The organism is Rhodococcus sp. ARP2, assembly GCF_001029585.1.
GTDB classification, from domain to species: domain Bacteria; phylum Actinomycetota; class Actinomycetes; order Mycobacteriales; family Mycobacteriaceae; genus Rhodococcus_F; species Rhodococcus_F erythropolis.
Map to the genome: position 1 here is coordinate 18,030 of NZ_LEKE01000118.1, position 15,678 is coordinate 33,707.

At 62.7% G+C, this 15,678-nt stretch carries 16 protein-coding genes; 13 read left to right on the forward strand and 3 right to left on the reverse strand.

What is annotated here, in order from left to right:
• Positions 1 to 5: 5 nt before the first annotated feature.
• A complete protein-coding gene (locus tag ABX74_RS28455) occupies positions 6 to 647 on the forward strand; it encodes a Maf family protein (RefSeq protein ID WP_007731146.1) in 642 nt (213 codons plus the stop codon).
• A 124-nt stretch (positions 648 to 771) separates the two neighbouring features.
• On the opposite strand, the gene ABX74_RS28460 is transcribed toward ABX74_RS28455, so the two are convergent.
• Complete coding sequence (locus ABX74_RS28460; RefSeq protein WP_047890254.1) at positions 772 to 2,076, reverse strand: HNH endonuclease signature motif containing protein; 1,305 nt, start codon at positions 2,074 to 2,076, stop codon at positions 772 to 774.
• A gap of 64 nt (positions 2,077 to 2,140) precedes the next feature.
• Positions 2,141 to 3,838 carry an MFS transporter gene (locus ABX74_RS28465; RefSeq protein ID WP_019747749.1) on the reverse strand — a complete coding sequence of 566 codons (1,698 nt, stop codon included), beginning with the start codon at positions 3,836 to 3,838 and terminating at the stop codon, positions 2,141 to 2,143.
• 150 nt (positions 3,839 to 3,988) lie between these two features.
• Between ABX74_RS28465 and ABX74_RS28470 the strand changes: the two genes are divergently transcribed.
• The 9 genes from ABX74_RS28470 (at position 3,989) to ABX74_RS28510 (ending at position 12,933) form a co-directional block, all read left to right on the forward strand.
• Positions 3,989 to 5,482, forward strand: a complete 1,494-nt coding sequence (locus ABX74_RS28470) for a condensation domain-containing protein (RefSeq protein WP_047890255.1) — start codon at positions 3,989 to 3,991, stop codon at positions 5,480 to 5,482.
• Positions 5,482 to 6,945, forward strand: coding sequence for a condensation domain-containing protein (locus ABX74_RS28475; RefSeq protein ID WP_020907076.1), 1,464 nt, complete (start codon positions 5,482 to 5,484; stop codon positions 6,943 to 6,945). The genes ABX74_RS28470 and ABX74_RS28475 overlap by 1 nt, the downstream gene beginning before the upstream one ends.
• A 118-nt stretch (positions 6,946 to 7,063) precedes the next feature.
• On the forward strand, positions 7,064 to 7,969 hold the full coding sequence (locus tag ABX74_RS28480; RefSeq protein ID WP_019747746.1) for a sulfurtransferase: 906 nt from the start codon (positions 7,064 to 7,066) through the stop codon (positions 7,967 to 7,969).
• Positions 7,966 to 8,382, forward strand: coding sequence for a SufE family protein (locus ABX74_RS28485; protein WP_019747745.1), 417 nt, complete (start codon positions 7,966 to 7,968; stop codon positions 8,380 to 8,382). The genes ABX74_RS28480 and ABX74_RS28485 overlap by 4 nt, the downstream gene beginning before the upstream one ends.
• Before the next feature lie 4 nt (positions 8,383 to 8,386).
• Entirely contained in the window at positions 8,387 to 9,787 is a 1,401-nt protein-coding gene (locus ABX74_RS28490) for a condensation domain-containing protein (protein WP_020969197.1), read from the forward strand.
• Positions 9,788 to 9,925: 138 nt separating this feature from the next.
• Positions 9,926 to 11,722: an acetyl/propionyl/methylcrotonyl-CoA carboxylase subunit alpha gene (locus ABX74_RS28495; RefSeq protein ID WP_019747743.1), complete on the forward strand. Its 1,797-nt coding sequence runs from the start codon at positions 9,926 to 9,928 to the stop codon at positions 11,720 to 11,722.
• Between the two features lie 76 nt (positions 11,723 to 11,798).
• On the forward strand, positions 11,799 to 12,224 hold the full coding sequence (locus tag ABX74_RS28500; protein WP_029255031.1) for a DUF1707 domain-containing protein: 426 nt from the start codon (positions 11,799 to 11,801) through the stop codon (positions 12,222 to 12,224).
• Positions 12,224 to 12,574 (forward strand): hypothetical protein, encoded by a 351-nt coding sequence (locus ABX74_RS28505; RefSeq protein ID WP_003940792.1) that lies wholly within the window; start codon positions 12,224 to 12,226, stop codon positions 12,572 to 12,574. Before ABX74_RS28500 ends, ABX74_RS28505 begins: the two co-directional genes overlap by 1 nt.
• Positions 12,571 to 12,933, forward strand: a complete 363-nt coding sequence (locus ABX74_RS28510) for a VanZ family protein (protein ID WP_019747741.1) — start codon at positions 12,571 to 12,573, stop codon at positions 12,931 to 12,933. The genes ABX74_RS28505 and ABX74_RS28510 overlap by 4 nt, the downstream gene beginning before the upstream one ends.
• Here ABX74_RS28510 and ABX74_RS28515 read toward each other — a convergent pair whose 3' ends face one another.
• The gene (locus ABX74_RS28515; RefSeq protein ID WP_047890256.1) at positions 12,934 to 13,734 is read right to left on the reverse strand and encodes a tyrosine-protein phosphatase; all 801 of its coding nucleotides are present in this window, start codon (positions 13,732 to 13,734) and stop codon (positions 12,934 to 12,936) included.
• 116 nt (positions 13,735 to 13,850) lie between these two features.
• Here ABX74_RS28515 and uraD point away from each other — a divergent pair, with 116 nt between their 5' ends.
• The 3 genes from uraD (at position 13,851) to pucL (ending at position 15,677) form a co-directional block, all read left to right on the forward strand.
• The gene (gene uraD, locus ABX74_RS28520; RefSeq protein WP_020969193.1) at positions 13,851 to 14,369 is read left to right on the forward strand and encodes a 2-oxo-4-hydroxy-4-carboxy-5-ureidoimidazoline decarboxylase; all 519 of its coding nucleotides are present in this window, start codon (positions 13,851 to 13,853) and stop codon (positions 14,367 to 14,369) included.
• A complete protein-coding gene (uraH, locus tag ABX74_RS28525; RefSeq protein WP_047890257.1) occupies positions 14,366 to 14,695 on the forward strand; it encodes a hydroxyisourate hydrolase in 330 nt (109 codons plus the stop codon). Before uraD ends, uraH begins: the two co-directional genes overlap by 4 nt.
• Positions 14,696 to 14,759: 64 nt before the next feature.
• On the forward strand, positions 14,760 to 15,677 hold the full coding sequence (gene pucL / locus ABX74_RS28530; protein ID WP_189637361.1) for a factor-independent urate hydroxylase: 918 nt from the start codon (positions 14,760 to 14,762) through the stop codon (positions 15,675 to 15,677).
• The last annotated feature ends 1 nt before the right edge of the window (position 15,678 follow it).

Below are 15,678 nucleotides of genomic sequence, written 5' to 3' on the forward strand. Positions count from 1 at the left end.
CTGACGTGACTCAACTGGTTCTAGCTTCAGCGTCCCCGGCTCGCCTCGCAGTTCTGCGGGCGGCCGGGGTTTCGCCGCTTGTGCGTGTCTCCGGCGTCGACGAGGACAAGATTGCCGACAACCTCGGCCCCGACGCCGCTCCCGAAAAAGTCGTGACGGTGCTGGCGGAGGCCAAGGCCGCCGAGATCGTTCCCGGCCTCGCCGCCGACAATCTCACCGACGTAGTCGTTGTCGGGTGCGATTCGATGCTCCTGATCGACGGGCAACTTCAAGGCAAGCCGGGCAGCGTAGACATCGCCCGAAAGCGATGGGCCGCAATGGCCGGACGCAGCGCCACTCTCTTGACCGGGCACTGTGTCCTACGCGTCGCCGACGGCCGCATCGTTCGCATGGCCTCGGATCACAGCGCAACAGTGGTTCATTTCGCGCAACCGTCCACCGAAGATCTCGAGGCATACCTGGCAACGGGCGAACCGCTCCAAGTCGCCGGAGCATTCACGCTCGACAGTCTCGGCGGCTGGTTCGTGGAGAGGATCGAGGGTGATCCCTCGAGTGTCATCGGTATCGGATTACCTTTGGTACGAACACTTCTCGAGCGTGTCGGGGTTTCCGTCTCGGATCTCTGGCGCACGCAGAGCATCTTCTGACACGATTTCTCCAAGCACGTTTTCTCCACGCACGTTTTCTCCAAGCACCACTGACCAGCCTCGCATCGGGTTCATGCCGATGCGAAGCTGGTCGTTTTTGTTGTCGCCGAAGAGGCTTGACCCCTCAGGTTTTGAATGTGGTGTTCGCGGGCCGCGGGTGCTGCCGCGGGTCGATCGAGGGCGGCGGGATGAACCACGGTTTGTTGTCGACCCCGATTCGGATCACCCATTTCCCGACGAACCTGGATTTGCGGTGCATCAGCCGGTGATGCGAACGGCACAGCAGGACAAGGTTGCTCATCACCGTCGGCCCGCCGTTGGCCCAGTGCCGAATATGGTGCGCATCCGTCCAGGCCGGTACACACGTGCAGCCGGGGAATGCGCAGCCTTTGTCTCGGGCGATCAACGCCACTCGCTGTTCGGCAGAGACCAACCGTTTCCCGGGTTTCGCATCCAACGGCGCCCCGTGGTCGTCGAGCAGGACAGTGGAGAGGAAACAATCGCAGCCGAGGAGTCTGGTCTGCGAGACCGAGAGTGGCCCGAGCCAGGGCATGTGCCCGACATCGAGATCCGACACAGCCACTCCACCACCATCGGGCGAGGGTGCGGCGGCGCAGTCCCGATGCTCAGCCAAATCACGCGCGTTGATGTGCACGTTCACGTGCGGCCGCTGACCACCATCCGTACCGGTCTTCGCGCAGTCCAGATAGCGGCGGATCAGTTCCGTGAACCCGTCCGCGGTCCGTTTCGCTGCCGACCTTGAGTCCGGGGTTCCATCGGGTGCCGGGGTGGGCATCGTCAGATTCGACAACGCCGACAACAACATTTCGCCGGTGAGAGCGTCGAAATCTCCGCGCACCACCACCCGGCCGTTCAATGTCGACGCGATGCGGAGTTCGTTCCGGTCGTCATCTTCGGCGGGTGGAATCTTGTCGGATTCGAAGATTCGCTCCAAGGTCGCGATGACGTTTCGCACCTTCGTGGTCGTCGCCTCCACCCCGGACGCGGCAGCCAACAACAAATCGACACAGCGAGGGAGCGCTTCCTCCGGCATGCCCTTCGGTGGTGATTCGCAGAACGCCACGATCAACACGGCATGATCGAAGGAGCAGTCCCCGCGATCGAACCGGGCCGCCACCGCCGGAAAAGGCCGCAGCGCTGCACCGAGGGCGGCGATCTTCTTCCCGTCCCGGACCTGCAGCATCGTGTTCGCCGCCAACCAGCAACCCACCCCGCGGCTGGCAATCACCTGATCATCCGGCCGCAACGACAACTCGTCCACCACCGCCACCCGCACCGCCTCGAGACGAAGAATCTCCGCGCTCGCCGACACCGCAGCAGCACGCAACTCAGAAGCCGTCAACCGCCACAGTCGTCCGCGCAACCCCACTGCAGAACCCGACACCACATCCGACAACAGCACGCTCATTGAATCCCCCGATCCCCTACTCAGGAGAATACTCGAACACCCGTTCGAGTCAAGGGTATTTTTTTCAGACTGGGGAATTGACCCGCGGCAGGGCAGTCGAGGCCAATCCGATGCCGAGCGCAATTGCTGCGATGATCGCGAGCACGCGGCGTTGGGCTTCGAGAAACGCTTCGCCAGCCGCCGCGCGAGTAGATGCGTACGCGGCATCAACTGCCACTTGAACGGATTGGCCCCCGGCGCCGGCAGTTCCTTCGCGGCGACATTCCGGCGCCACCTCCATCGGTGTTCCGGATGCCAATTGACTTGTCGCGCAATCGACAAATGCCTTTTCGGCGATGTCGACCAGGCCGGGATTCACGCCGGCAGCTTCAAGATTCGCAACGTACTCGGGCCGCTCCCCCTGCACTGCTTGCGGAGCTTGCCCCGCGACGAGCGAGAAGAACACCACTCCGATCAAGGCCAGTCCGATCGAGCTGCCAACCTGCTGAACGGTCGGTAGCAGTCCCGACACCGAACCCGCGTGCGCGGGTTCGACCGTCGCGAGGATCGCGGTTTGCAGTGGCGCCACGAACAGTCCGAGCCCTGCGCCCCCGAGGAGGAGAGGACCGGCGAGCGCGAGCCAGCGTGGATCAGTTCCTTCGTGTTCGAGGATGACCGACAACGCGATCAGCGAGCCGGCAAAGACGACCATCCCCAAGATCAGGACGCGGTTTCCAAGCATCCGGTACACCGCGGATGAGAGAACCGCAGCCACGCCCATGCCGACGGCCCACGGGAGCGTCATCACGCCCGCTCGCAATGCGGAGAACCCGAACCCGAACTGAAGCGTGAGACTGATGGTGAAGATCAACGAAGTCAGGGTTCCGAAGAATACGAACGCAAGAACCGCGCCGATCGCGAAGGCTCGGTCGCGGAAAAGCTCCAGACGAAGGACCGGATCGCCGCCTCGTTTCGCCAGACGCGATTCGTAGAGCACAAACGCCAATGCCACAGGCACCGACATCGCGAGCATGACAACAAGACCTGTGGGCCATCCACGCGCCCTTCCCTCGGCCAGGGGAAGGATCAGCAGGAACAGCGCCAGCGATGACAGTGCGGCGCCGATGAGGTCCAGTGAGCGCACATGCTCAGCGCGAGCATCGACGAGATGGAAATACCCGAGAATCAAGGCGGCGATGCCGATCGGAATGTTGACGAAGAAGATCAGGCGCCAGCCCCAGTCGAAGAGATTCCACTCGATCAGCAGCCCGCCGATCAGAGGCCCACTGACCGTTGCGAGCCCGATGGTCGCACCGTAGATCCCGAACACTCGCGGATGCCTGGCCTTCGGAAACAGACCCGAGATGATGGCAAACGTCTGGGCGGACATCGAACCGGCCGCCAACCCTTGCAAACCCCGGAAGACGATCAACATCGTCGCGCTCTGAGCGAGCCCGCACAGCAACGAGGCCGCGACGAATACGAACAGGGCGGTCAGAAAAACAACCCTACGACCGAACAGGTCCCCCAACCTGGCCGCGGTGATCAACGAACACGCAAAAGCCAGGATGTACACGCTGACCATGAGCAACTGCGCCGATACGCCTGCTTGAAGATCGACGGCGATACTCGGAAGCGCGACGTTGACGATCGTCGCGTCGAGCAACTGCATGAACGCCGCCGCCAGACTCGTCGCCAACCCGAGCCAGGGCGTCAGAGAACCAGCTCGCCGTCCGCCCTTGTGGTCGGCGCCGACAGCGTCACCTAAAGGGTCCGGAAGCACCGAATGATCCTAATCGAACAGGACGCTTCTAGAACCTGTTCTTGTTTAGATTGTAGTATTTCGGACAATTCAGTCCCCCAGATGGGATAGTTCGTCGTCTGCCCATTTTCAGAGCAGGCTTCTCGACGACACACGCAGGAGTTCTACTCGATGGATCTGAACTTGATCACCCATTGGCACCCGCTTCCTGGACGGGTAATCGAATGGGGCGTCACGCATGCTTCCGCTCAACGAGCCGCCGAAGCCGAGATCGACCGAGAACTACCCCCGACCACGATGCAGGATCGCCACCTGCGACGCGCCCGCGTCACCGCAGAGAAGGGCGATCCGCAGTCTCCGTGGATCGGTATCGCCTTCGATTTCGCAGGAACACTCGACCGCGACGCCATGACGCGAGCCCTGCAGCGCTACGTCCGTCGCCACGACACGCTCCACAGTTGGTTCTCCTTCGACGAAGCAACCACCGACGCTGCGGACACCGCGTTCGAGGTCCGTCGACACGTGGTGCCGGTCGAGAGCATCGAACTCGCGTACCGCGTCGGCGACGACGTCTCCGAATCCGAGGCGATCCGCGCACTCGTCGCAACCAAGTTCGCAACGGAAACCAGTGCCCTTCAGTGGCCGGCCTTCGTGTTCGGTGCCGTCGAGCACCACCATGCCGACCTCGAAGCCGATCCGAGCTTCACCCTGTTCCATGCAGTCGACCACGCCCATTCGGACATGAACTCGATGGTGCTGATGTACGCGGAATTGCGTCAGCTCTACGCCGCGGAAACGACCGGGTCACATCCCGAACTGGGCCCCGCGGGAAGTTACGCACAGTTCGGTCGCGTCGAACGCGAGCGAACAACCGAACTGACGATGCAGTCACCCGAAGTGCACCAGTGGCTCGGTTACCTCATGCGCAGCGGCGGCTCGTTCCCCGGATTTCCGCTCCCGCTCGGGGCGGAAGACGCGCCCAAACCGGCTATCGGTTCACGCTTCGACCTGGCCGATGACATCGAGTGCGAGAAGTTCGGTGCGGTCTGTAAAGCCTACGGCGCCAACTTCATCGGTGGAATATTCACCGCCCTCGCGATTGCGGAATTCGAACTGGCCGGACGCGACAAGTACATCGCCCTCTCGCCGGTCAGCACACGAACCGAGGCCGACTCGTTTGCACAGGGCTGGTACATCAACCTGATCCCGGTCGGCATCGACGTCGACGACAAGCGACGCTTCACCGAGTTGGCAAAGCTCGGGCAGCAGGGGTACCACGACGGCAAGGCACTCCTCGATGTCTCTGTGCAGCAAGTCATCGACCTGGTTCTGTCGAGCTTGGCCGAGTCGGATTCCGCACCCGGCGGATTGTCGAAGACGCTCACCCCGCCGCCGATCGTCTCGTACATCGACGGCCGCCGCATGCCGGATCCATACAGTTACGCCGAGACGAAGGCAACGGGAATCGTCGGCGGCAAAGAGACGCAGATCGCGTCGATGTGGATCAACCGGATGCACACCGGTACCTGGATCGCCGTGTCCCACCCTGACACCCCCATTGCCCACGAATCGGCCACCCGCTTCGCCGAGCACGTCTCCAAGATCATCAAAACTGTTGCAGCTCAGGGCGACTACTCGTTCTCGGCACCAGAGGGAGCGTCCTGATGCATGTCACCTCGATCGATCGATACGGACTCGAGCCCGGAATCGTCACCGAATGGTCGCTCCAGCCCGCGGACGGCGCCGTCACCGAGTCGGAAGTACCACCGTCGTACAACCAGCATTTCCATCTCGAGACTGCGCGAACACACGGCATGGGCCGGAGTGTGTGGATGGCAGCCGCATTCGACCTTCCCGGAGAACTGAATCGGCCCGCACTCGATCTCGCGCTGCGCCTGTTCATCAGTCGCCATGACACTCTGCACACAGGATTCGAGGTGGGCGAGTTCACCACCACCCGAATGGGACTCGATCCCGACGGCACACACATCGAGACTTCGGAACCTGTGAAGTTCGATTCGACCGAAGACCTCCGAGCGCACCTCAAGAAGCGATTCACGACGGTATGCGATCCACTGACCTTCCCCGCCTACACGTTTGCCACGGTCGAACGCGAAGAGCACTACACGGTCCTGAGCGCCTTCGATCACACCCTCGTCGACGGCTACTCGCTGGTCATCGCCCTCGGGGAACTGCGACAGATCTACGAGGGACTGATCGCCATACCCGAACTGACCGACCACGAGGCCGTCGACGCAGTGATGAGCCGACTGGGTGACCCGGGAAGTTTCGTGCGGTACTGCGAACTGGAGGCCGACGCTCTGCTTCCCGTCGACAACGACCCTCGAATCCGAGAGTGGGCAAGGTTCTACGAGATTTGTGGTGGCACATCGCCGAGTTTCCCCTTGGATCTCGGCGTCGAGGCAGGAAAGCCCGCGCCTCAGGGCGCCGATGTGCGCGTGCTGCTCGACGAGGAACTGACCGCGACGTTCGACGAGATCTGCCTATCCGCCGGCGGTAGCGTGTTCACCGGAATCCTCACTGCGATGGGACTTTCCGTCCACTCGTTCACCGGACAGGCGACGCTTCCACTGCAATTCCCGCTGCACATCCGCAAAGATCCACGCTGGGCCGACGCCATCGGCTGGCTCACCACGAGCGCGCCGATCACGGTCCAGATCACTCCCGATGCGGATTTCGGTGCATCCCTTGCACATACGCACGCGTCGTTCCGAGTTGCGTTGACGCTCGAGGGCGTCACCATGGCCCAGGTTCGAGATGCTTTGGGCGACAAGATTCGACGCACGCGCACCGACGTCTTCATGGTGTCGTACATCGATTACCGCAAACTACCCGGCACCGACGATCATGATCTCCTCAACGCTCATCACATCAGCAATGTGACGGTCGCCGACGATGCCCAGTTCTGGATTTCGCGAACGAACCGTGGTCTCTCGCTGCGTTCGCGCTTCCCGGACACCGACACGGCAAACGAAACCATGGTGAATTTCCTCACCGATCTCGACCGGATTCTGAGGGAAGTCTGCGCCCGGGGCGTGACGCCGATCGGAAGTGTCACCGAACAATTGAGAGATTCGAGCGTCGGGGCAGGAACACCGAGGATTTAGGGTCGGCAACGGGTACGAGCAGGCAGAACCCGCTTCCGGGCGTCTCCCCTTGCGCGCAGCGCATAGAATCGATCAAGTCCGTGTTCGAACCGAACGATTCGTCTTCAGGAGTACGCCCGTGCCCGTTGCCCCCGATCCCTCAACCGCGTTTGCCGAGTTCGCGCATCCCGACCGGTTGGTCTCGACGGAATGGCTCTCGGCGAATCTCGGTACGCCGGGCCTCAAGGTCGTCGAATCCGATGAAGACGTGTTGTTGTACGACGTCGGCCACATTCCCGGCGCAGTGAAGATCGACTGGCATCTCGACCTCAACGATCCGGTCACCCGCGATTACATCGACGGTGCGAAGTTCGCAGAGTTGATGAACCGCAAGGGCATCAGCCGCGACGACACCGTCGTCATCTACGGCGACAAGAGCAACTGGTGGGCCGCCTACGCACTCTGGGTCTTCACTCTGTTCGGCCACGAGGACGTCCGTCTTCTCGACGGTGGCCGCGATGCGTGGATCGCCGAGAACCGTGACACCGCATTCGACGTTCCCGACATCACGTCAACGGATTACCCGGTCGTCAAGCGCAACGACGCTCCCATCCGCGCATTCAAGGACGACGTACTTGCGCACTTGGGCGACGGGCCGCTCATCGACGTGCGATCTCCGCAGGAGTACACCGGCGAGCGCACCCACATGCCCGACTACCCCGAAGAGGGTGCGTTGCGCGGTGGACACATTCCCAGCGCTCTCAGCATCCCGTGGGCGAAGGCAGCGGCACCGGACAGCCGCTTCCGCACCCGCACCGAACTCGGCGAGATCTACGGCGGTCTGTCGGCCGACGACAACATCGTCGCGTACTGCCGCATCGGTGAGCGTTCCAGCCACACCTGGTTCGTGTTGACCCATCTTCTCGGCTACCCGAACGTTCGTAACTACGACGGTTCCTGGACAGAGTGGGGCAATGCAGTGCGCGTCCCGATCGTCCAGGGCGAAGAGCCCGGCGCAGTTCCTTCCTCCGTATCGGCGTCATGAGCACTCTTCCTTCGGCTCTGGCCGAGATCGTCGACGACTTCGCAGCCGTCGGCGCCTCGGACAAGCTCACTCTTCTTCTCGAGTTCAGCCGAGAGCTACCGCCGTTGCCGGCGGAGCTCGAGCAGAGCGCGATGGAGCCGGTCCCCGAATGTCAGTCGCCGCTGTTCCTCTCGGTCGACGATTCGGATCGCGACAACGTCCGTCTGTACTTCAGCGCGCCCCCCGAGGCTCCCACGACGCGTGGTTTCGCATCGATCCTCGCGCAGGGGCTCGACGGTCACAGCGCGGACGAGATCCTCGGTGTACCCGACGACTTCTATTCGGCGCTCGGTCTCGCAGAAGCTGTGAGCCCGCTCCGTCTGCGCGGAATGTCGGCCATGCTCGCGCGCATCAAGCGGCACTTGCGGGGCTGAAAACATGGAGTTCACCGAACTGGCCGACTATGCGATTCCGGCCGGCGCACTCGTCGAATGGTTGCCGTGCGCAACCGGGCCTTGGGTTCCGGATCCGCGGCCCGTCTCCTACATTCACGAGGCACATCTCAACCGTTCCGCTGCAGGCGCGGGCGACAAGTCTTGGCTGGGAACAGCTTTCGAGATTTCCGGCCCGCTCGATGTCGATGCGTTCCGAGTCGCCCTCGGCCGCTGGATCGACCGTCATGAAGTTCTGCGCTCGCATACCGTCCTCGAGCCCTCGAGTGGCGAGATCACCCGGCACACCGTCCCGATCGGCGGAATCGACATCGGGGTCGTCAGCCACGGCTACGACGCGTCCAGCCAGGACAACTTCGACCACCTTCACCGCCTGTTCGACGATTACGCGTCCCCGCACAGTTGGCCGTCGTACGTCTTCGCGACGTTGACGCCCCGCGGTGGCGACGGTCCGTTCACCGTGTTCTTCGCGGCGGACCACTCGATCATCGACGGTTTCTCGATCGTGCTGGTCGCTCACGAGATTGCAGCGCTGTACCGCGAGGCCTCGACCGGCAGCGCTGCAAATCTGTTCCCGGTGGGCAGCTACGTCGATTTCGGTGCCGTCGAACGCGAGCAGATGGCCGACATGGAAGCCGAGAAGGCTGCGGTGGAGATCTGGCGTAAGGCTCTCGGAACGGACGGGTTACCCCAGTTCCCGCTACCGATCGGTGAACGCGGAACCGATTCTCAGAACGGCCTGTCGACCTGGCTACTCGACGCCGAGCAGTCCAAGGCCTTCAGTTCGACGTGTGCAGCCGCCGGCGTGGGGTATTTCGCCGGACTACTCGGCGGACTTGCGGCCGTAGGTCGCGAAGTCGCGGGATCCGATCAATTCGAGGTCGTGACGCCGGTTCACACCCGCAGCGCTCAGGAGTGGGCGGGTGCGCTCGGCTGGTTCGTCGGACTGTGCCCGGTCGAGTTCGCCGTTGGATCGGACTGTTCGTTCGGCGACCTCGCGACACGCGCCGCCGAATCGATCGCTTCGGTCAAGCCTGCCGCCGCGGTCCCGTTCGATCGGATCGGTGAGCACCTCGAAACCCCGATTCGACCGCGATTCGTGGTGTCCTACATGGACGTTCGCTTTGTACCCGAGGCCGCACAGTGGCCCGAATGGAACGCCAGAGCACTTCGAAGCAAGGCATACACGCACGACGTCTACATCTGGATCAACCGCACACCCCAAGGCCTCAATCTCGCAGTCAGGTATCCAGGCAACGAGACGGCGAACGCCGCGGTTCACGCCTACGTGGCCGCACTGCGCCGGACCGTCGAAGAAATCGTCGCCGAACCGGACACCGGCACCTCCGGCAGCTACTCATCGGTAGTTTTCGAAACCGTTTCCTAAGCCGGAGTGGGCTTTAGCGATCCGGTTACAGCCAGCGCCGAAGCGATGCATACACTCCGAAGTGATGCCAATCCCCCGATGGTGAAATCCCAGAGGAATACACCGCGGAGACAGACTATGCGAACCACAGGAGGCTCAGTGCCCAGTCATGCCAGCGCGCACATTACGAAGGTGCTTGTCGCGAACCGCGGTGAAATCGCGGTACGGGTCATCCGGGCGGCCAAGGATGCCGGCTACGGCAGCGTTGCCGTTTACGCCGAGCCCGACGCAGAAGCGCAGTTCGTGAAGCTCGCAGACGAGGCATTTGCCCTCGGCGGACAGACGTCCGCCGAGTCCTACCTCGTGTTCGACAAGATCCTCGATGCCGCCAAGAAGTCCGGCGCCGACGCCATCCACCCCGGCTACGGCTTCCTCTCCGAGAACGCCGACTTCGCCCAGGCCGTCATCGACGCGAACCTCATCTGGATCGGTCCGTCACCGCAGTCCATCCGCGACCTCGGCGACAAGGTCACGGCACGCCACATCGCAGAACGCGCGAAGGCCCCGATGGCTGCCGGCACCAAGGACCCCGTCAAGGGCGCAGACGAGGTCGTCGCATTCGCCAAGGAATACGGCGTACCGGTTGCGATCAAGGCTGCCTTCGGCGGCGGTGGACGCGGCATGAAGGTCGCCCAGACCATCGAGGAAATCCCCGAGCTGTTCGAGTCGGCCACCCGTGAGGCCATCGCAGCCTTCGGTCGCGGCGAGTGCTTCGTCGAGCAGTACCTGGACAAGGCCCGCCACGTCGAGGCTCAGGTCATCGCCGACCAGCACGGCAACGTCGTCGTCGCCGGTACCCGCGACTGCTCACTGCAGCGTCGCTTCCAGAAGCTCGTCGAAGAGGCTCCGGCTCCGTTCCTGACGGACGACCAGCGCGCACGCATCCACGCGTCCGCCAAGGCCATCTGCAAGGAAGCCGGCTACTACGGCGCCGGAACGGTCGAGTACCTGGTTCAGGGCGACACCATCTCCTTCCTCGAGGTCAACACCCGCCTGCAGGTCGAGCACCCCGTCACGGAAGAGACCGCGGGCATCGACCTGGTGCGTCAGCAGTTCCTCATCGCCAACGGTGAAGAGCTCTCCATCAAGGAAGATCCCACCCCGCGTGGACACTCCTTCGAGTTCCGCATCAACGGTGAAGACGCCGGCCGCGGCTTCATGCCCGCCCCCGGCCCGGTCTCCGTCTACCGTGAGCCCACGGGCCCCGGCGTCCGCGTCGATTCCGGTGTCGTCGCCGGCGACGTCATCGGCGGACAGTTCGACTCCATGCTCGCCAAGCTCATCGTCACCGGCGCCACCCGCGAAGAAGCCCTCCAGCGGGCATCGCGCGCTCTGGCCGAGTTCGAAATCGACGGCCTCGCGACCGTCCTCCCGTTCCACCGCCACATCGTCGAGAACCCGGCATTCGTCGGTGACGGCGAGAAGTTCGACATCTACACCAAGTGGATCGAAACCGACTGGGAAAACACCATCGAGCCGTACGCCGGTTCCGGTGCACCGGTCGACGACGAGGACGAGGCTCTGCCGCGTCAGAACGTCGTCGTCGAGGTCGGTGGACGTCGCGTCGAGGTTTCCCTCCCGGGCCAGTTCTCGCTCGGCAACGGCGGCGGCGCAGCATCCGGTGCCATCCGCAAGAAGCCGAAGGCACGCAAGCGCGGCGGCGCCGGCGGCGGCGCAGCATCCGGTGACGCCGTCACCGCTCCGATGCAGGGCACCGTCGTCAAGGTCGCAGTGACCGAAGGCCAGGAAGTCGCAGAAGGCGACCTGATCGCGGTTCTCGAAGCCATGAAGATGGAAAACCCCGTCAACGCGCACAAGGCCGGTGTCGTCACCGGACTGTCCGTCGAGCCGGGTGCAGCAATCACGCAGGGAACGGTTCTCGCAGAACTGAAGTAAGGCCTCCGGCCCCGTGCGCCTTTCCGGTAGTCCCCACTACCGGAAAGGCGCACAGTCGTTTGAGTAGGCTGTAACGATGGCTGACGTCCCCGACATTCGCATCGGCACTGCAGAACGCGAGCAGGCACTCGATCTCCTGAGCGAGCACTTCGCCGCAGGCCGCCTCACCGTCACGGAGTTCGACGAGAGAAGCGGAATCGTCAGTGCCGCAACAACTCGCAGTGAACTCGTTCCGGTGTTCGCCGATCTACCGGGCAACTATCAAGCTCCAGGCACCGCTCCCCTGTCGATGGTGACACCTCCCGCCGCACCGGCGGAGCGACGATTCAACCCCGACTGGTCCGGTCGCGTCATGGCCGTCATCCCGATTCTCGCGGTGATCCTGTTCTTCGTCACCGGTACCTGGTTGTGGTTCCTCGCGATTCCCCTCGCCGGTGCACTGCTGTTCGGTACCGACAGGGAACGCAAAGCCAAGCGTCGCCGCGAGCGGGGCTCCGACTGATGGAGCCGATCGAGATCAACGCAGGCGGATGGTATCTGCGAGCACTGCGCGCAGACGAGCGTGTGGACGACCGCCCTGCCCTTGCCGACGGCGGTATCACCGACCCCGATTACGTGAGTCAGCGGAGCGCACAGTGGCACGAAAACAGCGTCTACTCCTGGGCCGTGTGCCAGCCCAACACCGGTGAGCTTCTCGCCGAGGTCGTTCTGACGCCTCTCGACTCCACCGCCCTGCTGACCGGCTGGGCCCGCGACGGGCACACCGAGGCGCTCACGACAGCCGCCGACGCCGTCACCAGATTCGCCGAAGGTGCACTCGGACTCGTCGTCGTCGAGGGGCAGACGAATTGAAGAACAACCGATACTGGCCGCTGGCGATCGCCGTGGTCATTGCCCTGATCATGCTCTTCTCCCCGGGCTCCACCGTCCCGTCGAGCCCGGAGAACACCGACAAGATCACTCACACGTTGATGTTCGCGGTGCTGGCGATCACCTCGTTGCACGCCCGGATCCCGGCGTGGATCACCGCGGTCTGGCTCGTGATTTTTGCTGCGACGTCCGAGGTTCTTCAAGCAGCGCTGCCCATTTCGCGTTCCGGTTCGATCTGGGACGGCACCGCCGACCTGCTCGGCATCGCCATCGGGATCGGTATCGTCAGCCTCGTGATGCGGCGTCGAACGGCCCGCGACGACGAGCCGAGCAGGTCCTGATCAGCTGAGCAGGTTGCTCCGCAATTGTTCCTGGGTCGACGCGTCGATCTTCAGGCCGTCGGTGAAGTAGGCCTCGATCGATCCGTGGACCTGCGCAAGCTCTGCCATCGACGCCTGCAGGTACTCGCGCCTGACACCGAGGACACCTTCGAGCAGGGTCGGATCGATACCCTTGGCCTCGAATCGCTCGAGGAGCGGCGCGAACATCGGCAACAGAACCTTGTTGGTTTCGAGGTAGTCCGCGAAGACCGCGTCCTCGGAGGCACCCAGGAACAGCAGTAGCGCGGCTGCGGCCCAGCCCGTGCGGTCCTTGCCCGTGGTGCAGTGAATGAGTGCCGGCGAGCTGGGCGGCTGCGCCAAGTCGACGAACAGTTGCCGGTACGACGCGACCGCACTCGGCAAGGTCACGAAATCGCGGTAACTTCCCTGAAAGTACTCGAGCGCCTGGCCGCTACCCAACGCTTCGGCAGCAAACGCCGGGTCGGCGATCATCTGCTGCATCTGAGCCGGAATGGCGCGATACTGCTTGTCCGCCAATACGTCCAGGCCGAGTTCTCGGATTCCGTCCGGCGTCAGATCCGGCGCCGTCTCGCGTTCGGACTCGGTGCGCAGATCGTAGATCGTGACGATGCCCAGATCGGCGAGGGTCTGTGCGCCCTCCGCACTGAGCGATGCCAGATCGGTGGAACGAAACACACTCCCGGTGCGGACGGTGCCACCGAAGCTCGATTCGGGGCCACCGATGTCTCGGAGGTTCGCCAGGGACGGTACGACGGAAGACAGCTTCGGAGTATCGGTCATACCTAAGAATGTATCTGTCACCGGAATAGGGCGGCCGGAGAAATAAGATCGAGACACATCATCTCCCGTAATTGCTGCGCTACAGATCCGTAACATGCTCAAGTAATCCTGTGGACATGCCTACAACGAATTCCAGTGGTCTCGGAGCCTTCGATGCGCTCGGTGACCACCAGGCAGTCGCGGCGCTGCTCGAGTGTTGCCATTCCGCCGTGTGGGCACAGGAAATCGCCTCGTCTCGCCCGTTCACCGATCTGGAAGCTCTCTTCGACAAAGCAGATGCCGTGCTGGCCGAGCTTCCCGAGTCCGAAATCGACGACGCTCTGTCCGGCCACCCACGAATCGGTGAGCGAAGCGAAAGCGCGGCCTCGACCCGTGAACAGTCGGAAGTCTCGTCCGCGACAGAAGACGTCCTCGCGGAACTTCGACAGAAGAACGCCGAGTACGAAGAGACATTCGGCCATGTTTACCTGGTCTGCGCGTCGGGGAAATCTGGAACGGAGCTCCTCGACATCCTTCGAGGCCGTCTCCGAAACGACCCGGCGACCGAGCGTTCCGTGCTTCGAACCGAATTGGCCGCCATCAATCGAATCAGACTTGCCCGTCTGATCGATTCACTCGCCGGAGGCGCAGCATGAGCAAGACCCTGAGCACGCACGTTCTCGACGCGACGACGGGCATTCCCGCTGCGGGGATTCGCGTCGAACTTCGTGATCGAGACGGCGTCACGATCACCAGCGCCGTGACCGACTCCGACGGCCGCATCCCCGAACTTGCTCCCGGTGGTCTGGTCACCGGTCACTACACCCTGACTTTCGACACGGGAACGTATTTCGAGACCAACGGACAAGAGAACTTCTACCCGGAAGTGACAGTGACCTTCCGGGTGGACGACACGGCGCGGGGCTATCACGTCCCACTGTTGCTGTCGCCCTTTGCTTATTCCACCTATCGCGGGAGCTGAACACGTGACTACCGAAAACATCACAACCGGCAACATCACGACCGGTGTTACAAGCACCGACCGGTTGAGCGGATCCATCGAACTTACCGGTCACCAGTACGGCAAAGCTGAGAACAGGGTAGTCCGAATCTACCGCGACACTCCTCGTCACGAGATCCACGACATCAACGTCTCCACCTGCCTGCGTGGAGATTTCGCCGACGCGTACCTCACCGGCGATCAGTCGAAGGTTCTGCCGACCGACACGCAGAAACAAACGGCCTATTCCTACGCCAAGGAAAAGGGTCTGATCTCGATCGAGACGTACGGACTCGAACTCGCCCGTCATTTCGTCGACGACATCGAACCGGTCAGTGGCGCGCGGATCGAGATCGAGGAATACGCTTGGGAGCGTGCGATTGTCGACGGCAGCGAGCACGACTACACCTGGATTCGGAAGGGTCAGGAAGTTCGGACGGCGTCGATCACAATCTCCGATACTGGGACAGCCGATGCCGGGACGTGGGTGATCGGCGGTTTGAAGGACCTGGTGATCCTCAAATCGACCGGTAGTGAGTTCTCGGGTTTCCTCGAAGATCCGTACACGATCCTCGAGCCGACAGACGACCGCGTCATGGCGACGACGTTGGTCGCCCAGTGGCGATTCGTCACCACCGACGTCGACTGGGAATCGGTCTACGTGGGTATCAAGGCACAAATCGTCAAACAGTTCGCGCAGGTGCATTCACTTGCCTTGCAGCAGACGCTCTTCCACATCGGCAAGACAATTCTCGAAGAGTTTCCGATCATTGCCGAGGTTCGACTGTCGGCACCCAACAAGCATCATTTCGAATATGCACTCGGCCGCTTCGGAGTCGAGAACGACAACGAGGTGTTCCACGCCGCCGATCGTCCGTACGGGTTGATCCAAGCTGCGGTCAGCCGATCCGACGCACCAGACGCGGGGCCGTCGTGGACACCCTATTCAGGCTGGTTGTCGTGAC

Bases quoted from the DNA above. Each gene is read 5' to 3' on its own strand.
- uraH (WP_047890257.1), top strand. From the start codon at position 14,366: ATGAGCAAGACCCTGAGCACGCACGTTCTCGACGCGACGACGGGCATT.
- ABX74_RS28500 (WP_029255031.1), top strand. From the start codon at position 11,799: ATGGCTGACGTCCCCGACATTCGCATCGGCACTGCAGAACGCGAGCAG.
- ABX74_RS28470 (WP_047890255.1), top strand. From the start codon at position 3,989: ATGGATCTGAACTTGATCACCCATTGGCACCCGCTTCCTGGACGGGTA.
- ABX74_RS28460 (WP_047890254.1), bottom strand. From the start codon at position 2,076: ATGAGCGTGCTGTTGTCGGATGTGGTGTCGGGTTCTGCAGTGGGGTTG.
- ABX74_RS28475 (WP_020907076.1), top strand. From the start codon at position 5,482: ATGCATGTCACCTCGATCGATCGATACGGACTCGAGCCCGGAATCGTC.
- ABX74_RS28490 (WP_020969197.1), top strand. From the start codon at position 8,387: ATGGAGTTCACCGAACTGGCCGACTATGCGATTCCGGCCGGCGCACTC.
- ABX74_RS28485 (WP_019747745.1), top strand. From the start codon at position 7,966: ATGAGCACTCTTCCTTCGGCTCTGGCCGAGATCGTCGACGACTTCGCA.
- ABX74_RS28515 (WP_047890256.1), bottom strand. From the start codon at position 13,734: ATGACCGATACTCCGAAGCTGTCTTCCGTCGTACCGTCCCTGGCGAAC.
- ABX74_RS28505 (WP_003940792.1), top strand. From the start codon at position 12,224: ATGGAGCCGATCGAGATCAACGCAGGCGGATGGTATCTGCGAGCACTG.
- uraD (WP_020969193.1), top strand. From the start codon at position 13,851: ATGCCTACAACGAATTCCAGTGGTCTCGGAGCCTTCGATGCGCTCGGT.